At 65.5% G+C, this 19,365-nt stretch carries 23 protein-coding genes; 10 read left to right on the top strand and 13 right to left on the bottom strand.

The features are described 5' to 3' along the window. Positions 1-14: 14 nt before the first annotated feature. From fabI to AC1DIO_RS18940, 3 genes are all read right to left on the bottom strand, one after another. A complete protein-coding gene (gene fabI, locus AC1DIO_RS18930) occupies positions 15-854 on the bottom strand; it encodes an enoyl-ACP reductase FabI (RefSeq protein ID WP_476832104.1) in 840 nt (279 codons plus the stop codon). A gap of 76 nt (positions 855-930) precedes the next feature. Continuing rightward, complete coding sequence (locus AC1DIO_RS18935) at positions 931-1,848, bottom strand: DnaJ C-terminal domain-containing protein (protein WP_476776056.1); 918 nt, start codon at positions 1,846-1,848, stop codon at positions 931-933. A gap of 147 nt (positions 1,849-1,995) precedes the next feature. Next, positions 1,996-2,460, bottom strand: coding sequence for an RT0821/Lpp0805 family surface protein (locus tag AC1DIO_RS18940; RefSeq protein ID WP_441507677.1), 465 nt, complete (start codon positions 2,458-2,460; stop codon positions 1,996-1,998). 127 nt (positions 2,461-2,587) lie between these two features. Between AC1DIO_RS18940 and pdxH the strand changes: the two genes are divergently transcribed. The 5 genes from pdxH to AC1DIO_RS18965 all read left to right on the top strand — a co-directional run bounded on the left by pdxH (position 2,588) and on the right by AC1DIO_RS18965 (position 5,359). Continuing rightward, entirely contained in the window at positions 2,588-3,202 is a 615-nt protein-coding gene (gene pdxH, locus AC1DIO_RS18945; RefSeq protein ID WP_441488267.1) for a pyridoxamine 5'-phosphate oxidase, read from the top strand. A 12-nt stretch (positions 3,203-3,214) separates the two neighbouring features. Beyond that, positions 3,215-3,991 (top strand): SDR family NAD(P)-dependent oxidoreductase, encoded by a 777-nt coding sequence (locus AC1DIO_RS18950; RefSeq protein WP_052514014.1) that lies wholly within the window; start codon positions 3,215-3,217, stop codon positions 3,989-3,991. Continuing rightward, positions 3,988-4,467: an NUDIX hydrolase gene (locus AC1DIO_RS18955; protein ID WP_476832103.1), complete on the top strand. Its 480-nt coding sequence runs from the start codon at positions 3,988-3,990 to the stop codon at positions 4,465-4,467. Before AC1DIO_RS18950 ends, AC1DIO_RS18955 begins: the two co-directional genes overlap by 4 nt. Beyond that, positions 4,464-4,904: a TIGR02301 family protein gene (locus AC1DIO_RS18960; RefSeq protein WP_476853878.1), complete on the top strand. Its 441-nt coding sequence runs from the start codon at positions 4,464-4,466 to the stop codon at positions 4,902-4,904. The genes AC1DIO_RS18955 and AC1DIO_RS18960 overlap by 4 nt, the downstream gene beginning before the upstream one ends. 185 nt (positions 4,905-5,089) lie before the next feature. Then, entirely contained in the window at positions 5,090-5,359 is a 270-nt protein-coding gene (locus tag AC1DIO_RS18965) for a hypothetical protein (protein ID WP_441488264.1), read from the top strand. Between the two features lie 107 nt (positions 5,360-5,466). Here AC1DIO_RS18965 and AC1DIO_RS18970 read toward each other — a convergent pair whose 3' ends face one another. From AC1DIO_RS18970 to AC1DIO_RS18995, 6 genes are all read right to left on the bottom strand, one after another. Beyond that, a complete protein-coding gene (locus AC1DIO_RS18970; protein ID WP_476853879.1) occupies positions 5,467-6,735 on the bottom strand; it encodes an RNA polymerase sigma factor in 1,269 nt (422 codons plus the stop codon). A gap of 54 nt (positions 6,736-6,789) precedes the next feature. Beyond that, on the bottom strand, positions 6,790-7,578 hold the full coding sequence (locus tag AC1DIO_RS18975) for an alpha/beta fold hydrolase (RefSeq protein ID WP_476853880.1): 789 nt from the start codon (positions 7,576-7,578) through the stop codon (positions 6,790-6,792). A 54-nt stretch (positions 7,579-7,632) separates the two neighbouring features. Beyond that, complete coding sequence (locus AC1DIO_RS18980) at positions 7,633-8,052, bottom strand: YciI family protein (RefSeq protein ID WP_476853881.1); 420 nt, start codon at positions 8,050-8,052, stop codon at positions 7,633-7,635. Positions 8,053-8,149: 97 nt separating this feature from the next. Further along, on the bottom strand, positions 8,150-8,578 hold the full coding sequence (locus AC1DIO_RS18985) for a YciI family protein (RefSeq protein ID WP_476853882.1): 429 nt from the start codon (positions 8,576-8,578) through the stop codon (positions 8,150-8,152). Positions 8,579-8,697: 119 nt separating this feature from the next. Continuing rightward, complete coding sequence (locus AC1DIO_RS18990; RefSeq protein ID WP_476853883.1) at positions 8,698-9,360, bottom strand: dihydrofolate reductase family protein; 663 nt, start codon at positions 9,358-9,360, stop codon at positions 8,698-8,700. Positions 9,361-9,505: 145 nt separating this feature from the next. Then, positions 9,506-10,843, bottom strand: a complete 1,338-nt coding sequence (locus AC1DIO_RS18995) for a dihydroorotase (protein WP_476776060.1) — start codon at positions 10,841-10,843, stop codon at positions 9,506-9,508. Positions 10,844-10,940: 97 nt separating this feature from the next. Between AC1DIO_RS18995 and ygfZ the strand changes: the two genes are divergently transcribed. Genes ygfZ through AC1DIO_RS19010 form a run of 3 tightly spaced genes read left to right on the top strand, consistent with a single transcriptional unit; the run spans position 10,941 to position 13,044 of the window. Beyond that, complete coding sequence (gene ygfZ / locus AC1DIO_RS19000; RefSeq protein WP_476853884.1) at positions 10,941-11,825, top strand: CAF17-like 4Fe-4S cluster assembly/insertion protein YgfZ; 885 nt, start codon at positions 10,941-10,943, stop codon at positions 11,823-11,825. Beyond that, the gene (locus AC1DIO_RS19005) at positions 11,822-12,445 is read left to right on the top strand and encodes a DNA-3-methyladenine glycosylase I (protein ID WP_476832095.1); all 624 of its coding nucleotides are present in this window, start codon (positions 11,822-11,824) and stop codon (positions 12,443-12,445) included. Before ygfZ ends, AC1DIO_RS19005 begins: the two co-directional genes overlap by 4 nt. A 2-nt stretch (positions 12,446-12,447) precedes the next feature. Continuing rightward, complete coding sequence (locus AC1DIO_RS19010) at positions 12,448-13,044, top strand: YfbR-like 5'-deoxynucleotidase (protein WP_476853885.1); 597 nt, start codon at positions 12,448-12,450, stop codon at positions 13,042-13,044. Between the two features lie 10 nt (positions 13,045-13,054). On the opposite strand, the gene AC1DIO_RS19015 is transcribed toward AC1DIO_RS19010, so the two are convergent. Further along, the gene (locus AC1DIO_RS19015) at positions 13,055-13,573 is read right to left on the bottom strand and encodes a GNAT family N-acetyltransferase (protein ID WP_476832093.1); all 519 of its coding nucleotides are present in this window, start codon (positions 13,571-13,573) and stop codon (positions 13,055-13,057) included. Between the two features lie 175 nt (positions 13,574-13,748). On the opposite strand from AC1DIO_RS19015, the gene aceB reads away from it, so the two are divergent. Continuing rightward, positions 13,749-15,350 (top strand): malate synthase A, encoded by a 1,602-nt coding sequence (gene aceB, locus AC1DIO_RS19020; protein ID WP_476832092.1) that lies wholly within the window; start codon positions 13,749-13,751, stop codon positions 15,348-15,350. 60 nt (positions 15,351-15,410) lie between these two features. Here aceB and AC1DIO_RS19025 read toward each other — a convergent pair whose 3' ends face one another. Together AC1DIO_RS19025 and AC1DIO_RS19030 are read right to left on the bottom strand one after the other, a co-directional pair. After that, positions 15,411-15,926: a DUF2721 domain-containing protein gene (locus AC1DIO_RS19025; protein ID WP_476768923.1), complete on the bottom strand. Its 516-nt coding sequence runs from the start codon at positions 15,924-15,926 to the stop codon at positions 15,411-15,413. A 161-nt stretch (positions 15,927-16,087) separates the two neighbouring features. After that, the gene (locus tag AC1DIO_RS19030; RefSeq protein ID WP_476853902.1) at positions 16,088-17,506 is read right to left on the bottom strand and encodes an MFS transporter; all 1,419 of its coding nucleotides are present in this window, start codon (positions 17,504-17,506) and stop codon (positions 16,088-16,090) included. A gap of 142 nt (positions 17,507-17,648) precedes the next feature. On the opposite strand from AC1DIO_RS19030, the gene AC1DIO_RS19035 reads away from it, so the two are divergent. Continuing rightward, positions 17,649-18,629, top strand: coding sequence for a LysR family transcriptional regulator (locus tag AC1DIO_RS19035; protein WP_476853886.1), 981 nt, complete (start codon positions 17,649-17,651; stop codon positions 18,627-18,629). A gap of 27 nt (positions 18,630-18,656) precedes the next feature. On the opposite strand, the gene AC1DIO_RS19040 is transcribed toward AC1DIO_RS19035, so the two are convergent. Beyond that, positions 18,657-19,349, bottom strand: a complete 693-nt coding sequence (locus AC1DIO_RS19040) for a TetR/AcrR family transcriptional regulator (RefSeq protein ID WP_476853887.1) — start codon at positions 19,347-19,349, stop codon at positions 18,657-18,659. Positions 19,350-19,365: the final 16 nt, after the last annotated feature.

Raw genomic sequence — 19,365 nt, forward strand, 5'->3', positions numbered from 1 at the left:
GCCGGCGCTCCGGATCACTCGCCCTTGTCGAGCGTGATATCGGGGGCAGACGGCACCTTCATGCCGACCACGTGGTAGCCGGCATCGACATGCATGATCTCGCCGGTGATGCCGCGCGACATGTCGGAGACCAGGAAGACTGCTGTCTCGCCGACTTCCTCGATCGTCACGGTGCGACGGAGCGGTGAATTGTACTCGTTCCAGCGCAGGATATAGCGGAAATCGCCGATACCAGAGGCGGCGAGCGTCTTGATCGGCCCAGCCGAGATCGCGTTGACGCGGATCTTCGAGGGACCGAGATCGGCGGCAAGATACTGCACGCTCGATTCCAGCGCCGCCTTCGCCACGCCCATGACGTTGTAATGCGGCATCCATTTCTCGGCGCCGTAATAGGTCAGCGTCAGCATCGAGCCGCCATTGGTCATCAGCTTCTCGGCGCGCTGCGTGACGGCGGTGAAGGAGTAGCAGGAGATCAGGAGCGACTTGGTGAAATTCGCTTCAGTCGTCTCGACATAGCGGCCGGTCAGCTCGTCCTTGTCGGAGAAGGCGATGCAGTGAACGACGAAATCGAGCTTGCCCCAGAGCTTCTCGACCTCGGCGAAGACGGCATCGATCGTCGCCGAGTCGGTGACGTCGCAATGGCCGACAACCTGTCCGCCAAGTTCCTTCGCCAGGGGTTCGACGCGCTTCTTCAGCGCATCGCCCTGATAGGTGAAAGCCAGCTCCGCACCAGCATCGGCCGCAGCCTTGGCAATGCCCCAGGCAATCGAGCGATTGTTCGCGACGCCCATGATGAGGCCCCGCTTGCCCTTCAGGACATTGGCGGTGGAGGAGGCAGCGCTGGATTCGGGCATCGGGGACCTGCGAACTGGACGAAGCGGAAGGTCTCTTAGCCGAGCCAGCGCCTCAACGAAAGGCTCAGTTGCTCGCTTACTCGCTCCGCGCCTTCATCAGCGCCATCAGTTCAGGATCCTTCTCCGGCATCTCGATGTCGATTGCGACGAAGAGATCGCCGTGATGACCCTTCTCGCCCTTCAGCCCTTTGCCGCGCAGGCGAAACTGCTTCGTCGTACCGGTCAGCGGCGGAATCTTCATCTCCACGGCTCCGGTGAGGGTCGGCACATGCAGCGGCCCGCCCAGCACGGCCGTCGCCAGCGGAACCGCCACGCGGGTACGCAGATCATGGCCCTCGATCGTGAAGCGCGGATCGGGCTTGACCTTGATCGTCATCAGCAGGTCGCCAGCCTCGCCCGAGAAGGGATCGGTCTGGCCAAGGCCGCGCAGCCGCATGACCTTGCCGTCCGCAACACCCTCGGGAATCGTGACCTCGACCTCGCGCCCATGCGGCAGCTTCACACGGCGGGTAGCGCCCGTGGCGGCCTCGGCAAGCGAGACGCTCAGCGAAAAGCTCTGCTCCGGCGGTTTCTGGGGCTCATGGCGAGCCCGGCCGCCGCCGCGGCGGGCCGCGTCACCGAAAAGCGAGCCGAAAATATCGGCAGGATCGAAGCCCTGATCGGCCCCGCCACGCCCCGAGGCCGCGCCGCCGCCATGGCCGAAATTGAACTCGAACCCGCCGGCACGCCCGCCCCGACCGGCGCCCATGCCCTCGAAGCCCTGGAATTTCGGCTTGCCGTCGGCGTCGATCTCGCCGCGGTCGAACTGTTTGCGCTTGGTTTCGTCACCCACGATCTCATAGGCGCTGTTGAGCTCCGAGAAGCGGTCCTGCGCCTTGGGATCATCCTGATTGCGGTCGGGATGCAGGTCCTTGGCGCGACGGCGATAGGCTTTCTTGATTTCAGCTTCGCTGGCACCACGGGCGACGCCCAGGACCTGATACGGATCGCGCATGCATGAACCCCACTCTTCGACGAGACGCTGTTTCCCGCGCCCGATACGGCACGCCGGAACAGCTCCGCCCGCTATGTGGGGAGACTGTGGCGGGAATGCAACGTTTTCCTTCCCGGCGCGGCCGCAGGCCGGATCCGGCAGCCTATGCTAGCTCAACCCCTTCCAGGGTTGCGTTTCCTTGACTGCCCATTCTCCACCGGACGGACGGCAGGCCGTGCCCTGAAGCCGAACCGGGCTGGTCTGCGTCTGGACATTGGCGATGAAGGCACGACAAATCTCGTCCGAGCGCAGGAACGGCCCACCGACCGGCGTGAACGATCCCTTCATGCCGCTCTGCGGATTATCCCAGTTGACCGCTGCGCCATTGCCCTGGGGGTCGAGGGCCAGCGCCATCGCCCCATCGGCACGGCGCAGATCCTCGGGACCAAGCTCGGTGGAGAGGGCGCCAAGCACGCTCGGCTTCGTCGTGCCGCGCGCCGGCAGGGTCGAAGTCGTCGTCATCGCCACCTCGTCTTCGGACTTGCTCGACAGGCCGAGGATCGGAAAGGAGACCGAGCAGCCGGCGCTGGCAACGGCGAGCAGCAGCACGGTGGCGACCGCAGCCGGACGCATGGGCGCAGCGCGCCGATCGAGGCTTTGGTTCGCCGCCCGGGCTGGCCTATATAAACTCGCAGTCCAACACCAAATCACAGATTGCGCTCGCCCGACGCTTAACCAGAACTTGCCGAGGATTAGACACGTGGAACGGTTAACGCCGGGTGACTTCACCGAAGTCGATGAACCCTTCGCCCTGTTCGCGAGCTGGCTGGAGGAGGCCGCGCGCTCCGAGCCGAACGACCCCAACGGCATGGCACTCTCGACGGTCGACGCCGAGGGCCTGCCCAATGTCCGCATGGTCCTGCTGAAGGGGCACGACCGCGACGGCTTCGTCTTCTACACCAACACCCAGAGCCAGAAGGGCGAGGAGCTGCTCGGCCAGGGCAAGGCGGCCGCGTTGTTCCACTGGAAGAGCCTGCGCCGACAGGTCCGTATTCGCGGACCCGTATCGATCGTCAGCGACGCCGAGGCCGATGCGTATTTCCAGTCTCGCCCGCGCGACAGCCGCATCGGAGCCTGGGCCTCGCAGCAGTCGCGCCCGCTCGAGAGCCGCTTCGCGCTCGAGAAGGCGGTGGCGAGCTATGCCGCGAAATTCGGTCTCAGCACGATCCCGCGCCCGCCGCACTGGACTGGATTCCGCATCGACCCGGTCTATATCGAGTTCTGGCGCGATGGCGCCTTCCGCCTGCACGACCGTGTGGTCTTCCGCCGTGCCTCGGCCGCCGAGCCGTGGACGCGAACCCGCCTTTACCCCTGAGGATCTGACCGCATGGCCATGCCGAAATTCGACTTCCCCAAGACCGAGGCAGGCAAGCGCCCGGTCATGCTCCTGACCGGAGCGAGCCGCGGGATCGGCCACGCCACGGTGATGCAGTTCGCCATGGCAGGCTGGCGCATCCTGTCGTGCTCGCGCCAGGCCTTCTCGGATAAATGCCCCTGGCCCTCAGGCGCCGACGATCATGTCCAGATCGATCTCGGCGACCCCGAGGACACGATGCGTGGCATAGCCGAGATCAAGAAGCGGCTGGCGGCCGAGGGCGGCAAGCTCAATGCGCTGGTCAACAATGCCGGCATTTCGCCGAAGGGGCCGAAGGGCATGCGCCTGGGCGCTGCCACGACCTCCTTCAATGACTGGCACCAGGTCTTCCAGGTCAACTTCTTCGCGCCGATCATGCTGGCGCGCGGCCTGTTGGACGAGCTGACCGCCGCCAGGGGCACGATCGTCAACGTCACCTCGATCGCCGGCTCCCGCGTCCACCCCTTCGCCGGTGCCGCCTATGCCACCTCGAAGGCGGCGCTCGCCAGCCTGACGCGCGAGATGGCCGCCGATTTCGGCCCGCTCGGCATCCGGGTGAACTCAATTTCGCCCGGCGAGATCGACACTGCCATCCTCTCGCCCGGCACCGAGAAGATCGTCGCGACGCTGCCGCTCGGCCGGCTCGGCAAGACGGAGGAAGTCGCGAAGGCGATCCATTTCCTCTGCACCGACGCCTCGTCCTATGTCACGGGCGCCGAGTTGCACATCAATGGCGGGCAGCACGTGTGAAGAGCCAAAGCGGCCAGGTCATCCGTTTTCCGACGCAGGCCAAGGCGGCGCGCCCAACGCTTGCCGCGTCCCTCGCGGTCTTCCGCGACGGCAAGGTGCTGCTCGCAACCCGCACCAAGCCGCCGGCCGACCAGCTCTGGTCACTCCCCGGCGGCAAGGTCGAAGCAGGCGAGACGCTTGAAGCGGCCGCACTGCGCGAGCTCGAGGAGGAGGTCGGGGTCAAGGCCGCCATTCTCGGCTTCAACCGGCATGTCGAGATTTTCGGGCGTGATGCGGCAGGCTCGGTGACGCATCATTTCGTCATCGCCTCATTCGTCGGCGAATGGATTTCCGGCGAGCCGCAGCCCGGCCCTGAGGCAGGCGCCGTGATGTGGGCCGATCCGCTCAAACTCGGAGGCTTGGCGACGACGCGCGAACTCGGTGACGTGCTGCGGAACGCGCATGCCATCCTGCAGAACGGCGGGCAGCGGCCGTGACCTGCGCCCGGCTCGCGCTCCTGTTCGCCTGGACATTGGCGGTTGCGCCGTTCGGTCACGCCGTTGCACAGGGGCAACGCCAGCAGTCGGCGCCGCAGCCGCCGACCCAGGCCACGCCGCCCCCCGAGGCGCCGCCTCCGCCTTACGAACCGCAACTGCTCGAACTCGCCGAGATCATGGGCTCGCTCGCCTATTTGCGGACCTTGTGCGGCGGCAAGGAAGCCGATGTCTGGCGTGAGCGCATGACTGCGCTGATCGAGGCCGAAGGACGCACGCCACAGCGGCGGGAACGGCTGATGAGTGCTTATAACGGCGGTTTCCGGGCTTATTCGGCGACCCACCGGAGCTGTTCTGGCGGCAGCCAGGAGGCCGCACGGCGACTCGCCGCCGAAGGCGACCGCCTGGCGCGGTCCCTCGCCGGCCGCTATGGCGGATAGGTCACATCGGGACGAAACTGTGTCTTTCTCAAAACTCGCGCGGTCAAATTAACCTTTCTTAAACACCGCGGTAGCGCCAGCCTCCCCTGATGCGTATGAATCTGAGGCAGTCGATCGCCCCGGCGCAGGCCTGATTCTCGGGTACGCGCCGGTCCTTTGTGACCAGCCGCAGAGTCCGTGCCTTCATGTCCATCCGTCCAGACGATCTGCAGCTCGATCCCATGCTCACCGACGAGCCGGGAGATGCACGCCGCGTCGCCTATGGCTATGTCGAGGACGCCTTCAACGAGGCGCAGCAGGACGGGCTCGACAGCGATGCGCTGGCCCACGCCGCTCTCTTCGCGGCCTTTCGCACGCTGGTCGAGACCTATGGCGAAGAAGCCACAGCTGTTTTCGCCGAAACCCTGGCGGAAAAGGTGCGCTGCGGCGCCTTCACGATGGGCACACGGCACTAGATCGCCGTGCGTCCGACCGGACGTACTGTGGCGGCCCATCTCTTTGCCCCGCATCGGATTTCTCCGAAAAGTGGATCCCACTGTCCGGTCTGATGCTCTGGATTTGCCTAGGCGCCGCTAGCGGCCCGGCGGGCATTCTCTGCGCGAGCGAGCAATAATGTTCGCTCCTGCACATTCCTCGTCATCGCCGCCGCGCGCTCGAACTCGGCCTGCGCCTCGCCATGCCGATCGAGCTTGCCGAGCAGATCGGCGCGTACGCTCGGCAGCAGATGGTAGTTTTTCAGCGAAGGTTCCAAGACCAGTCGGTCGACCGCGGCGAGCCCGGCTGCCGGCCCCTCGGCCATGCTGATCGCCACCGCCCGGTTGAGTTCGACAATCGGCGACGGGTTGATCGCGGCCAGCGCACCATAGAGCACGGCGATGCGGACCCAATTCGTCTCTTCCGCGGTGCGCGCCCGCGCATGGCAGGCGGCTAGCTCGGCCTGGAGCAGATAGGGACCGATCACGCCGCCCGTCGCGCGCGCCCGCTCGATCGCCGCAAGACCCCGGCCGATCAGAAGATGGTCCCAGCGTGCGCGGTTCTGGTCGAGCAGCAGGATCGGCTCGCCGCTCGGGCCGACCCTGGCCCTGAGGCGCGACGCCTGGATCTCCATCAGCGCCACGAGTCCATGGACCTCGGGCTCCAGCGGTGCGAGCTCGGCCAGGATGCGCCCCAGCCTGAGTGCTTCTTCGCACAGGGCCGGCCGGATCCAGTCCTCGCCGGCTGTTGCCGCATAGCCCTCGTTGAAGATCAGGTAGACGACCTCGAGCACCGACTCGAGTCTCTCGGCCAAATCCGCGCCATGCGGAACCTCGAAGGGCACTTTGGCGTCGGCAAGCGTCTTCTTCGCCCGCACGATCCGCTGCGCCATGGTTGGCTCAGGCACCAGGAAGGCCCGCGCGATCTCTTCGGTGGTGAGTCCACCGAGCAGTCGCAGCGTCAGTGCAAGGCGCGCCTCCGTCGAGAGAACGGGATGGCAGGCCGTGAAGACAAGCCGCAGCAGATCGTCGCCGACATCGTCATCGAGCGCGGCGTCGAGATCGGGCGTCGTCTCGGTTTCGAGTTGGTGGCCAAGCTCCCGATGCTTGCGGGCGAGAAGCTTGTCGCGGCGAAGGCCGTCGAGGGCGCGGTGCTTGCCCGCCTGCATCAGCCAGGCGCCCGGATTGCGCGGTACGCCCTCTTGCGGCCACTGCTTCAGGGCCGCGACCAGCGCATCCTGCGCCAGTTCCTCGGCGCGCCCGACATCACGGGTGATGCGCGTCAGCCCGGCGATCAGCTTGGGAGCCTCGATTCGCCAGACCGTTTCAATGGTGCGGTGTGCATCGCTCGCCGACATGACTGGCGATACACACCATTTCGTCCCGTGCTGCGCAAGCCGCCCGGTCTGCCGTCAGGCCGCGAGAAAGCGTTCCAGCTCCGGCGCCAACACCGGCAGCGAGACATTGTGCGTCTGCCCCTTCAGCACGGCGTGGCTGGCTCCCGGAACGGAATCGGCCGCAGCCTGCGCCGCCATCCTCAGCGAGCGCGGGCTCTTCTCCCCTGCAAGCAACAGCGTCGGAACTGCGACCTTGGCGAGGCGCTCGGCCGGCACCGTGAAATCGCCCATGATCGTGGTGTCGTAGACCAGCGTATGGGCGACTGCCTTGAGCTTGGACCAGCCCGGCATCAGCCGCATCAGCCAGCCGACAAATGCCGGCATGCCGACGATATCGACCATGAAGAAGCGCACAGCGGCGCTGCGCCGGCCCGCGGCGATCAGCGCCTTGAGCTTGCCGGGGCAGTCCTGCGGCGGCTGCCGGCCCTCCTTGTCAGCGGCGAGATAGGGCGGTTCGTACAGCGCGAGCCGGCGGATCGGCACGCCTGCGGCGGCAGCTTCAAGCGCCAATGCGGCGCCGGATGAGAGGCCGACAGCCGCTGCCTCGCCGCCCGCCTCGGCGACGAGCGCAGCGATGTCCTCGATCTCGCGCTGCTTGGCATAGGTCGGCGAGTCGCCGCTGTCGCCGCGCCCGCGGCGGTCATAGACGAAGACGGTGAAGCGCTCCGCCAGCAGCGGCGCAAGCTTCGGCATCGGCCCGAAGGCGCGGCTGCAGAGCGCGCCGTCGACGAGGATGACCGCCGGGCCGGAACCGAAGCGCTGATAGGCGATGGCGGTGCCATCCTTGGACAAGACCGTATTCATGAAAGCCTCCACAGACCGATGGCGCAAGACGCAGCGGCAGGTATCGTCCCGCCGTCACTCACCGCCGATGCCCATTTCCCGGAAGCGCTCGACCGATTCGAACTGCTCGAAATCCTCCAGCTCATAGAGTTCGCGGATCTCGATTTCGCACTCCTGCCCCAGCTCGAAGGGCCTGGGAAAGCGCCGCGTCCATTCGAGCGCTTCCTCGCGGGACTTGGCCTTGATCACGGTGTAACCGGCGACCAGTTCCTTGGTCTCGGCGAAGGGGCCGTCAACGACGCGGTTCTTGCCGTCGGCCGAGTACTTGATCCTCCAGCCCTTCGAGCTCGGTTTCAGGCCGGAGCCGTCGAGCAGCATGCCGGCCTTGGCAAGTTCCTCGTGATAGGCCGCCATCGCGGCCATCAGACTGTCATCTTCCGGGAAGATGCCCGCTTCGCTGTCCTTGGTCGCCTTGACCATGATCATGTAACGCATGGATTTGCTCCTGGTGTCGGTGGTCCGAAGCCGGTCGGGGCCTGGTGCCCCGCCGCTCCTGAGGACACGTCGATCGACGCGTCGCGAAATCGACAGGTCAGCCGGACTTTTTCGCGGCCTCGGCGCGGATGCGCTCTTCCTGCTCGCGCAGCTCCGGGGTGAAGGCCTCTCCGAAATCCTCGGCCTCGAAGATCCGGCGGATCTCGATCTCGGAATCGCCCAGCATCGGGTTGGGACAGCGCTTGACCCACTCGACCGCCTCTTCCATCGACTTGCACTGCCAGATCCAGAAACCGGCGATCAGTTCCTTGGTCTCGGCGAAAGGTCCGTCGACGACTGCACGCTTGGCGCCTGAGAAGCGGATGCGTGCGCCCTTGGAGCTGGGATGCAGCCCGTCACCGGCGAGCATGATGCCGGCCTTTACCAGTTGCTCGTTATAGGCGCCCATGGCGGTCAGCATTTCCTCGCTCGGCATGATGCCGGCTTCGGAATCCTGGGTCGCCTTGACGATGATCATGAAGCGCATCGGTCTTCTCCTGATGGGGTAGGTGGATTCTGACTTTGGTTCGGAGAGGGGAGAATTCCCGCTCTCTGTCCTCACGTCGAACGGCGCGCTCCGGAATCGACAACGCGCCGAAACTTTTTTCAGGCAGCGCTTAGATTTTTCTCGCGGCGGGTGATCTCGCCCTCGCTCGGCGCCTCAAGCGCGAAGGAACCGGTCGTAACCGCACCGGTCCGACGATAGGTCGCCATGACCACGCCCGTACTCGAAACCCTGCTCTCGACCAGCGTAAATGCACCCGGCATCGTGCCCGCGCCGAACAGCCGCTTGCCTGCGCCGAGCACCACCGGGAAGATCATTAGGTTGAACTCGTCGATCAGGTCCTTCGCCAGCAGCAGCTGGATCAACTCGCTGCTGCTCTGGAGCAGGAGCTTGGGGCCGTCCTGGCGCTTCAGCGCCGCGACCTCGGCGGCGATCTCGCCACGTAGCGCGACCGAATTCTGCCAGTTCAGCGTCTTCGGCGCAGAGGTCGCGACATATTTGATGCAGGCGTTGAACTTCATGGCGACCGGGTCGTCGCCGGCATGCGGCCAATGCGCCGCGAAGATGTCATAGGTCTTGCGGCCGAGCAGCAGGTCGAATTCCTCGGCGAAGGCCTTTCCCATGACCTCGCCCATCGGCTCGTCCCAGTAGTGGAAGGTCCAGCCGCCATGGCTGAAGCCACCTGAGCTATCCTCCTCCGGGCCGCCCGGCGCCTGCATCACGCCGTCTAGGGACAGGAATGTGGCGGCAACGACGTTTCTCATCTTCGGATCTCCCGTTGGGCGGGAGCCGTGCCCCCACGCGATTGTCAGGAGCTCCGGAGAAGCCGCAACGACCTGCGGCCTCCCCTGCTCCTTGACAATACGTCGAACGGGGCAGCGCAGGATCGACACGATCGCGCGAAAAAAATCACCCGCGCGGCAGCGCCTCCAGGAAGCGCGCCGGCTCGCCCTGCGCAGGCGTCACCACTTCGCGCTCCCACATCACCTTCCGGCCGCGGACATAGGTGCCGACGGGCCAGCCGGTCACGGTGACGCCGTCATAGGGCGTCCAGCCGCAGCGCGAGGCGATCCAGTCATTGGTGATGGTCTCGCGGCGCTTCAGGTCGACAATGGTCAGGTCGGCATCATAGCCCGCCGCGATCCGCCCCTTGCCCTCGAGCCCGAAGATCCGTTGCGGGCCATGGCTGGTCAGATCGACGAACCGTTCCAGTGAAAGCCGCCCGGCATTGACATGGTCGAGCATGATCGGGACCAGCGTCTGCACGCCCGGCATGCCGGAATGGCTCGCAGGGTAGGCATGATGCTTCTCCTCATGCGTATGCGGCGCATGGTCGGAGCCGAGCACGTCGACGATGCCCTGCTCCAGCCCCCACCAGATCGTCCGGCGATGGCTGTCGTCGCGGATCGGCGGATTCATCTGGGCATAGGTGCCAAGCCGCTCGTAGCAGTCCGGCGCGACCAGCGTCAGATGGTTCGGCAGCACCTCGACGGTCGCGACGTCCTTGTGATCCCTGAGGAAGATCATCTCCTCGCCGGTCGAGATGTGCAGGATGTGAACGCGCGCGCCGGTCTCGCGTGCAATCCGCACCAGTCGCCTGGTGCAGGTCAGGGCGACTTCGGGCGAGCGCCAGACCGGATGGCTCGACGGATCCCCCTCGACGCGCAGGCCCATGCGCTCGCGCAACATCATCTCGTCTTCGGAATGGAAGGCGGCGCGGCGGCGCGTGCGCTTCAGGATTTCACTGACGCCCTTGTCGTCCTCGACCAGCAGCGAGCCGGTGGAGGAACCCATGAAGACCTTGATGCCCGCCGCACCCGGCAGGCGCTCGAGCTCCGGCACATCGGCAATATTCTCATGCGTGCCACCAACCCAGAAGGCGAAATCGCAATGCATCCGGTGCCGACCGCGCCTGACCTTGTCGGCCAGCGACGCCTCGTCGGTGGTCTGAGGGATCGTGTTCGGCATCTCGAAGACGGTCGTGACGCCGCCGAGCACCGCGGCGCGCGAGCCGGTCTCCAGATCCTCCTTGTGGTCGAGCCCCGGCTCGCGGAAATGCACCTGGCTGTCGATGACGCCCGGCAGAATATGCAGGCCGCGGCAATCGACCGTCTCACCTGCGGAAGCCTGCGACAGATCGCCGAGCGCCAAGATCTTGCCGCCGGTAATCCCGAGATCCCGCTGGACACGGCCATCGTGATTCACGACGGTGCCGCCCTTCAGAATGACATCATAGCTCTGCGGCATCGGAGGCGTCCTGCTGGTTGAGGATGAGGCTGAAGCGGCCTACCTATCGAACGGACCCGCGTCCAGCCCTTGGCAGCGATCAGAAACGAGCTTCACCATGCCTGCAACCCGATTGGTCGATCGCGGCATCATTCGCGTCAGTGGCGAGGACGCGCGCGACTTCCTGCAGAACATCGTCACCAACGAGATGGACGCGGTGACACCGGACCATGCCGGCTACGGCGCGCTCCTGACACCGCAAGGCAAGATCATCAGCGATTTTCTCGTGGTCGCGGTGCCGGAGGAGGAACGCGGAGGCTTTCTCCTCGACGTGCCGCTCCTGCAGGTTCCCGATCTGATGAAGCGGCTGAAGCTCTACAAGTTGCGCGCCAAGGTCGCGCTCGACGATCTTACCGAGGTGGCCACCGTGGTCGCATCGAGCGGCGGTTTCTCGCTCCCCGACGATGCCGGCCTCGTCTATGCCGACCCGCGCCTGCCGGCGCTCGGCGAGCGCGCGATCACTGACCGCAACGACGTCGGCTCGCTCGCCAGCGCCGAACCCGATGCCTACCACGCCAGGCGCATCGCGCTCGGCATTCCCGATGGCGGCAGGGATTTCGTCTATGGCGACACCTTTCCGCATGAGGCGCTGCTCGACCAGCTCGGCGGCGTCTCCTTCAAGAAGGGCTGCTATATCGGCCAGGAGGTGGTGTCGCGCATGCAGCATCGCGGCACCGCCCGGACGCGCATCGTGCCGGTGGTCTTTACCGAGGGACTGGTTCCCGAGATGGGCGTCGAGGCGACCGCCGGCAGCAAGGTGCTCGGCCGCATCGGTTCCTGCGCCAAGGGGCGCGGCCTCGCCATGCTGCGGCTCGACCGTGTCGCCGACGCCATGGCCGCGGGCGAAAGACTCGAAGGCGGCGGCGTGGCCTTTACCCTAGCGAAGCCGGACTTTATCCGCTTCCCCTTCCCCGGCGAGCCCGGTTTTGGAGCAGCAGCATGAGCGGACGCGCAGCAGTCGAAGGCCCGGACGGCAAGTTCCGTTGCATCTGGCCGGGGACCGATCCGCTCTATCTCGCCTATCACGACACCGAATGGGGCGTGCCGGAATATGATTCGCGCGCGTTGTTCGAAAAGCTGATCCTCGACGGCTTTCAGGCTGGCCTCGCCTGGATCACCATTCTGCGCAAGCGCGACAGTTTTCGCTCGGCCTTCGCCGGTTTCGAGCCGGAGGCGATTGCTCGCTTCACCGAGACCGATGTCCAGCGGCTGCTCGGCGATGCCGGCATCGTCCGCCATCGCGGCAAGATCGAGGGCACGATCAAGAGCGCTCGCGCCTATCTCGAGATCAGCGAACGGCGCGAGTTCTCGGATTTCCTCTGGCGCCATCTCGACGGCCGCGTCCTCCAGAACGCTTTTCGGACTCATGAGGAGGTGCCGGCCGAGACGGCAGTCTCCAAGGCGATCTCCAAGGAGCTGAAGGCCGCCGGCTTCACCTTCTGCGGCCCGACCATCGTCTACGCCTTCATGCAAGCCTGCGGACTGGTCAACGACCATCTGACTGGCTGTTTCCGCTACGAGGAATGCGCCGTGCTCGCCCGCGACACCCGCGTTCCGGCCTGAGCATGGCCAAGGCGCCGCTTCCACCCCGCGCCTGGCAGCGCATGCTGTCGGGCCGGAGGCTCGATCTGCTCGACCCCTCCCCGCTCGATATAGAGATCGAGGATATCGCACATGGTCTGGCTCGCGTCGCGCGCTGGAACGGCCAGACGCGCGGCGAGCATTCCTTCTCGGTGGCGCAGCACTGCCTGCTGGTCGAGGCGATCGCGAGCCAGCTCAATCCGGACTGGTCAAAGCCCTGGCGGCTGATGGCGCTGCTTCACGACGCTCCGGAATATGTCATCGGCGACATGATCTCGCCCTTCAAGGTGGTGATGGGCGACGCCTATAAGAGCGTCGAGCTCCGGCTGCTTGCCGCGATCCATCTGCGCTTCGGCCTGCCGGCGGCGACGCCCGCCATACTGGCGCGGAAAACCAAGGACGCCGACAAGATCTCGGCTTTCCTCGAGGCGACCGAACTCGCCGATTTCGACCGCGAGGAAGCTCTGATCTTCTTTGGCCGGCCGAAGCCGCTGCCGCGCGAGGTCACGGACTGGCTGAGGCCACTATCGACCGAAGTCGCGCAAGCGCGCTTCCTGGAGCGCTTTCAGGCCCTCGTTTAGCGATCTCGGCTCAATCCGCCCCGGCGACCAGGCGCATCATGAAACGCGCCTCGCTGCCATAGCTCGCAAGCTTGGCCTCGAGCCGCGGGTCGGCGACGACCGAAAAACCCTGCTTGCCCCAGAAGCCGACAGAGGCATTGACCGCGACGAGCGACAGGCTCGGCAGCCCGAACTTTTGAGCGAGCCTGAGTGCATCCGCGACCGCCAGGACAGCGGCGCCGGTGCCTCGCGCCTGCGGCAGCAGCGCGAGATCATGGATGTAGAAGGTCCCGGGAGCGGGCGGCAGCGCGCCGAGCGGCGCGTTCAGGGCTGGGGGCTCGAGCTCGCGCCAGGGATGGCTGAGCAGATAGGCGGCGATCCCGCTCCCCATGTCCAGGACCCGGCAGCCATCGCCAAACAGCTTCAGCCGCTCGGCGAAAATGGCGGCCTCCTCCGGAAAATCCGGATGAACCTCGGCCGCCACTGCGACGACAGCGTCGAGATCGGACACGGTCATGGTCCGCCAGTGAGATCCTGCTACCTTGGTCATCGTCGATCCGTCCTGCCTTTCCGCGCTCCGATATTGCACGCAAGCGGACAGAGGGTGAATGCCGATTTATTCCATTTTGGCAAAAGTCATCAAGCATTCCCGCGGCTACAGGAGAAAGCGATTTCCTCCGATACTGCGCCTCACCTCATCCCTGCCGAATGCGAAGGAGACCGCCATGTCGGACACCAAGACCCTGCCGAAGGGTGTCGTCATCAAGGGCGCAATGGGTCCGCGCTTCGACGAGATCCTGAGCCATGATGCGCTCGCCTTCGTTGCCGACTTGCAGCGCCGCTTCAACGAGACGCGCAAGCGCCTGCTCGCCTTGCGCAAGGAGCGCCAGAAGCGCTTCGATACCGGCGAGACGCCCGATTTCCTGACCGAGACCAGGCATATCCGCGAAGGCGACTGGAAGGTGGCGCCGATTCCCGCCGATCTGCAGGATCGTCGTGTCGAGATCACCGGTCCTGTCGACCGCAAGATGATCATCAACGCGCTGAACTCCGGCGCCAAGGTGTTCATGGCCGATTTCGAGGATGCCTCCTCTCCGGTCTGGGCCAATATGGTCGAAGGCCAGATCAATCTCAGGGATCGCTGGGCCGGCCGGATCGACTTCACCGAGTCGACCACCGGCAAGGCCTACAAGCTCAAGGACAAGCCAGCCGTTCTGATCATCCGCCCGCGCGGCTGGCATCTGCCGGAACGCCATATCGAGATCGACGGTGAAATCGCCTCGGGCTCGCTGGTCGATTTCGGCCTCTATGTCTTCCACAATGCCAAGGCGGCGCTGGCTGCGGGCTCCGGCCCCTATTTCTATCTGCCGAAGCTCGAGAGCCATCTCGAGGCCAGGCTCTGGAACGATGTCTTTGTCGCCGCTCAGAACGCGCTTGGCCTCAAGACCGGCACGATCAAGGCCACCATCCTGATCGAGACCCTGCCCGCGGCCTTCGAAATGGACGAGATCCTCTATGAGCTGAAGGATCACATGGCCGGGCTGAACTGCGGCCGCTGGGACTACATCTTCTCCTTCATCAAGAAGCTCGCCCGCAACCCGGCCTTCGTCCTGCCCGATCGCTCGCAGGTGGTGATGACCAAGGCCTTCCTGCGGGCCTATTCGCTGCTGCTGATCAAGACCTGTCACCGCCGCGGCGCCTTCGCCATGGGCGGCATGGCGGCGCAGATCCCGGTCAAGAACGATCCGGCCGCCAACGAGGCCGCCTTCGCCAAGGTCCGGGCCGACAAGGAGCGTGAGGCCGGCGACGGCCATGACGGCACCTGGGTTGCCCATCCCGATCTCGTGCCGGTGGCGATGGAGGTCTTCAACCGGCTGATGCCGCAGCAGAACCAGCTCGACAAGAAGCGCGAGGACGTCTCCGTCGGCCGCGAGCAACTGCTCGAGGTCCATGAGGGCACGCGCACCGAGGCCGGCTTCCGCGAGAACATCCGCATCGGCGTGCAATATCTCGAAGCATGGCTGCGCGGCCGCGGCGCGGTGCCGATCTACAACATGATGGAGGATGCCGCGACGGCCGAGATCAGCCGTGCCCAGATCTGGCAGTTCATCCAGTACGGCGTCACCGTTGACGGAGGCACCATCGTCACCGCGGATCTCTTCAAGCGCTGCCTCACCGAGGAGATGGAGCGCGTGAAGGGCGAGGTCGGGCCTGAAAACTACGCAAAGGGCCGTTTCCCGGAGGCGATCGAGCTGTTCTCGACCCTCTCGCTCGCGCCTGAATTCGAGGAATTCCTTACCGTCCCGGCTTACGACAAGCTCGGTTGAGTCCAACGACCGGCGCCGCCTGGGCGGCGCCGGTCGTTGCCTATGCCCCGGCGATGCGGATCAAGCGATATGATCGCTCCGTCGCAAGGCGACGTTGATTTCGCGCAGGAACTGGACAAGCGAAGCGCCGAAGAGCCCAACAGCCACGATGAAGAGCACGGCCACACCCCGTTCATGGGCCGACCCGACGAACGCAAACATGAACGCGAGCATCATCAGCAGGATCGTCGAAACACCGCTCGAGATGGCAAGACGCATCGCGCTGTTGATCAGATGGGCTCGCCGCTCGAGGCGGGGGAGATCAGCCTTGAGTTCGTGAACGACAGGCCCCTCGCCCTGCAGGCTGCTCAACATGCGCGACCGGTCGAGAATTCGCTCCAGGCGACTGATCAGGACCGATATCAGGCCGACGACCGCGCCGAGCAGGAATGCTGGTGCGGCAGCCTGGCTGATGACCAATGAAAGCTGGTTCACGGACGGAAGCTCAGGAATCATGGTTTCTTCGCCTCGTCGCGAACGCCGCCGGCCGCCGAGCGAATTGACCAACCGGGTGCGATAGACAGCCCCCAATCCCATCCCGGGCCCAAGCGATCATGCGTGGTTAGAGCGTGGATTCATGAAACTCGCGGCCGACGCGCCTGTCTACGGCTATCCGCTGGTGACAATGGAAATGCCCCGACGGATCCTCATTCATGTCGCGGCACCAACCTCAGCCCGAGCGCAGCCGGATTCCATCCTCAAGCAGCGGGAGTGCCCGAGCGGCTCGCGATGGCAAGGGCCATGACGATCATTGCTCCAGCCAGGCCAAAGGTGACGTGCAATCCGGTCGCGACCATGTCCGGAGATGCGACCGCGCTGCCGTCCGTCCCCGCGGCGAGAGCGAACACCGCACCCATCACCGAAGCACCGGTGATCAGGCCGAGATTGCGGGCGAGGCCGAGCATCCCGGAGACAAGCCCGCGCCCTTCCGGACCAGCCTCTCGCATCACGGCCGTGTTGTTGGCGGCCTGGAACAGCGCATAGCCTGGGGTGAGAACGATCAGGGGGACGGCATAGCCCGCAATCCCGATCTGCAGCGGCACGAGCGCGAAGAGAAGCGATCCGACGGCCATGGCGGCCAAGCCCACCAAGCTCATGCGTTGCGCGCCGAACCGATCGACCAAGCGGCCAGCCGGTACGCCCGAGAGCGCCGCGACAACCGGCCCGATCGCCATGACCAGGCCAGCGCCCGATGCATCGAGGCCGAGCGCCATGGTGAGATGGAAGGGGCCAACGACCAGTGTTGTCATCATCACCGCCGCGACCAGCGCGGTTGTGGCGAGGCCTTTCCGCAGCCCGGGCTCGCGCACCATCGAGAGCCGGATCAGGGGCTCCGCGACCCGCGCTTGTACCAGTACGAACAGGAGCGCGGCGACTGCTGCGGCTAGCAGGAGCCCGCCATTGAGCAAGCCGAATGCACCGCGGTTCCAGGTCATGGCGAGCGCATAGGCGACCAGCGCAGCGGCCAGCAGCAGCGTGCCGAGCATATCGAAGCGCGGCTTGTCTCCCCTCTTCTCGAGGCGATCGACCGGAAGGCTCCGCAAGGCGATCATGAAGGCAACGACGCCGAACGGGACAGTGACAAGGAATATCGCCCGCCATCCGAAGCCGTCGATGACAGCACCACCGAGCGAGGGGCCGAGTGCCGTGCCGACCGCCGACATGGTGCCGAGCAACCCCATGGCACTGCCGGTCCGGTCCCTCGGCAGGGCATCGCCGACAAGGGCCAGGCTCAGCGTCATCATGACTGCGGCGCCCGCCCCCTGCACCGCCCGCGCGGCGATCAAGCCGGCGAGGCCGGAAGCAAGGCCGCACCCCGCCGAGCCCGCTGTGAAGAGGGCTATGCCGGCCAGCAGAAGCGAGCGGCGTCCGACGAGATCGCCAAGTCGTCCGACCCCGACGCTCAACGTGGTGATGACAAGCAAATAGGCGAGGACCACCCACTGCACCTGCTGGAAGGAGGCTGCGAAGGCCTGCACCAGCGCCGGCAGGCCGACATTGGCAATGCTGGTGCCAAGCGAGGACAGCAACATGCAGAGGGACAGGCTGGCGAGAGCCAAACGAGGCGCGCCACGCTGGGCCGTCGTGGCTTCGGTGGGGAACGGCGGGTCAAGCATAGCCTTCATCATCGTGGGGGGCTCCGAAGCACGGTTCGAAGCAGGTAGCCACATATGACACCCGGCGGAAGACGCAGCATTTGCACTGATTCAGTGCATTTGACGCCATGTCATGCTGGCGAGCCGTGCTAGTCTTGCCAGCATGACGAGAGCCGACCTCAACTTGCTCATCACCCTCGATGTCCTTCTCACCGAAGGCAGCGTGGCCCGCGCTGCCCGGCGCCTGCGGCTAAGCCCGTCCGCGATGAGCCGAGCCCTGGCGCGGCTGCGCGAGACGATCGGCGACCCGTTGTTGGTAAGGGCGGGGCGCGGCCTTGTACCAACGCCGCGTGCACTGGAATTGCGGGAGCGCGTCGGTCCGCTCGTTCAGGAAGCGGAGGCAATCCTGTGGCCGGCCGAGGCGCTCGATCTGCAACGGCTTGTCAGGACCTTCTCGGTTCGGGCGAGCGACGGCTTCGTCGAGGCCTTTGGGCCTGAACTCATCGCGCACATCCAGGCGGAAGCGCCCGGCATACGGCTCCGCTTCGTCCAGAAGCTGGACAAGGATAGTACGCTGCTTCGAGAAGGCAGTGTCGATCTCGAAACCGGTGTCATCGGGGCGGCGCAGAGCCCGGAAATCAAGACGCGGGCGCTGTTCTCGGATCACTTCGTCGGGGTCGTGCGGCGGGGACATCCATTGGCCACAGGCGAGATCACCGCCGATCGCTTTGCTGCTGGCCGGCACATCCTCGTCTCGCGGCGCGGTCTCGACAAGGGACCGATCGACGACGCGCTGGAGGCGATCGGACTGCGGCGAGACATCGCCACGATCGTCACCGGCTTCTCGCCTGCGCTCTCGCTCGCGCGTGGATCCGATCTCGTCGCCATTGTGCCCGAACGACACACTCGGGCCCTGCGCGACGGCATGGTCACCTTTCCGCTGCCGGTTTCTGTGCCTGAGATCTCCGTGTCCCTGCTCTGGCATCCCAGGCTGGATGCCGATCCTGCGCACCGCTGGCTACGCGAGTGCGTCCGCCGGGTCTGCGGGATGCAGAAATCGCACGATGATATGGGTGGGGTGCCGGCTGAAACAGGGAACAACCGAGGGCGCCGTCCGCAGGCTGATCTCCTGCCCGATTACTGACGTCCGATGGCAGCGGCAGCCGCCCTGTCACAATCCGGCTGAGACACCGGGCCCCCGCGGCGACAGGTTCAGCGCGCCATCATTGCCCCGCAGAGCCTGGTCGCAAAGCGGTTGAAGCAGTGCGCATATGGCATCTGGTTCGCGCCCGCCGGACCGCAGCATGTGGAACACGGCAAAGCTGGTCAGCGCGAAGAGCAGGTCGACGGCATCGCGCTGCAGCTGTTCGTCGCGCCCACCCTGGCGGCGCACGAGCGCGGCCAGCGCCAGCCGACGGCGCTCATTGCGTTCTGCCAGGCTCTCCGTCAGTTCGGTGTCGCCGGCCGCTGTCGCGAACAGCCCAACCAGTCCGTCATCGGAACTCCAGAAGCCGCAGAACACCGTGACCAGCGCCGCCAAGGCCTCCTTCGGGTCAGAAATGGCCATTGCGTCTGCAAGATCAGCGATCCCGCCGGCAGCCGCCAGGGCGTCGAAGGTCGCCTCGAGCAGCCCACGTCGCGAGCCGAACTGATTGTAGACGGTCAGTCGAGTCACGCCCGCCGCGGCCGCCACGGCCTCTAGCGAGAGCGTCCTTCCAGCCGGCTCCCGAAGCAATGCCGCTGCCGCAGCGAGGAGCCGGCCGCGCGTTTCTGCGGTTTTGGCCTCTCGTTTGGCACTCGAATAGGGCCTTGACGTTCTCTCGTGACTCATGATTATACAGATTGTATATCCAATTTTGCCCATTCAAATGGGCGCTGTT

It is taken from the genome of Allobosea sp. 05T439, from assembly GCF_056396005.1.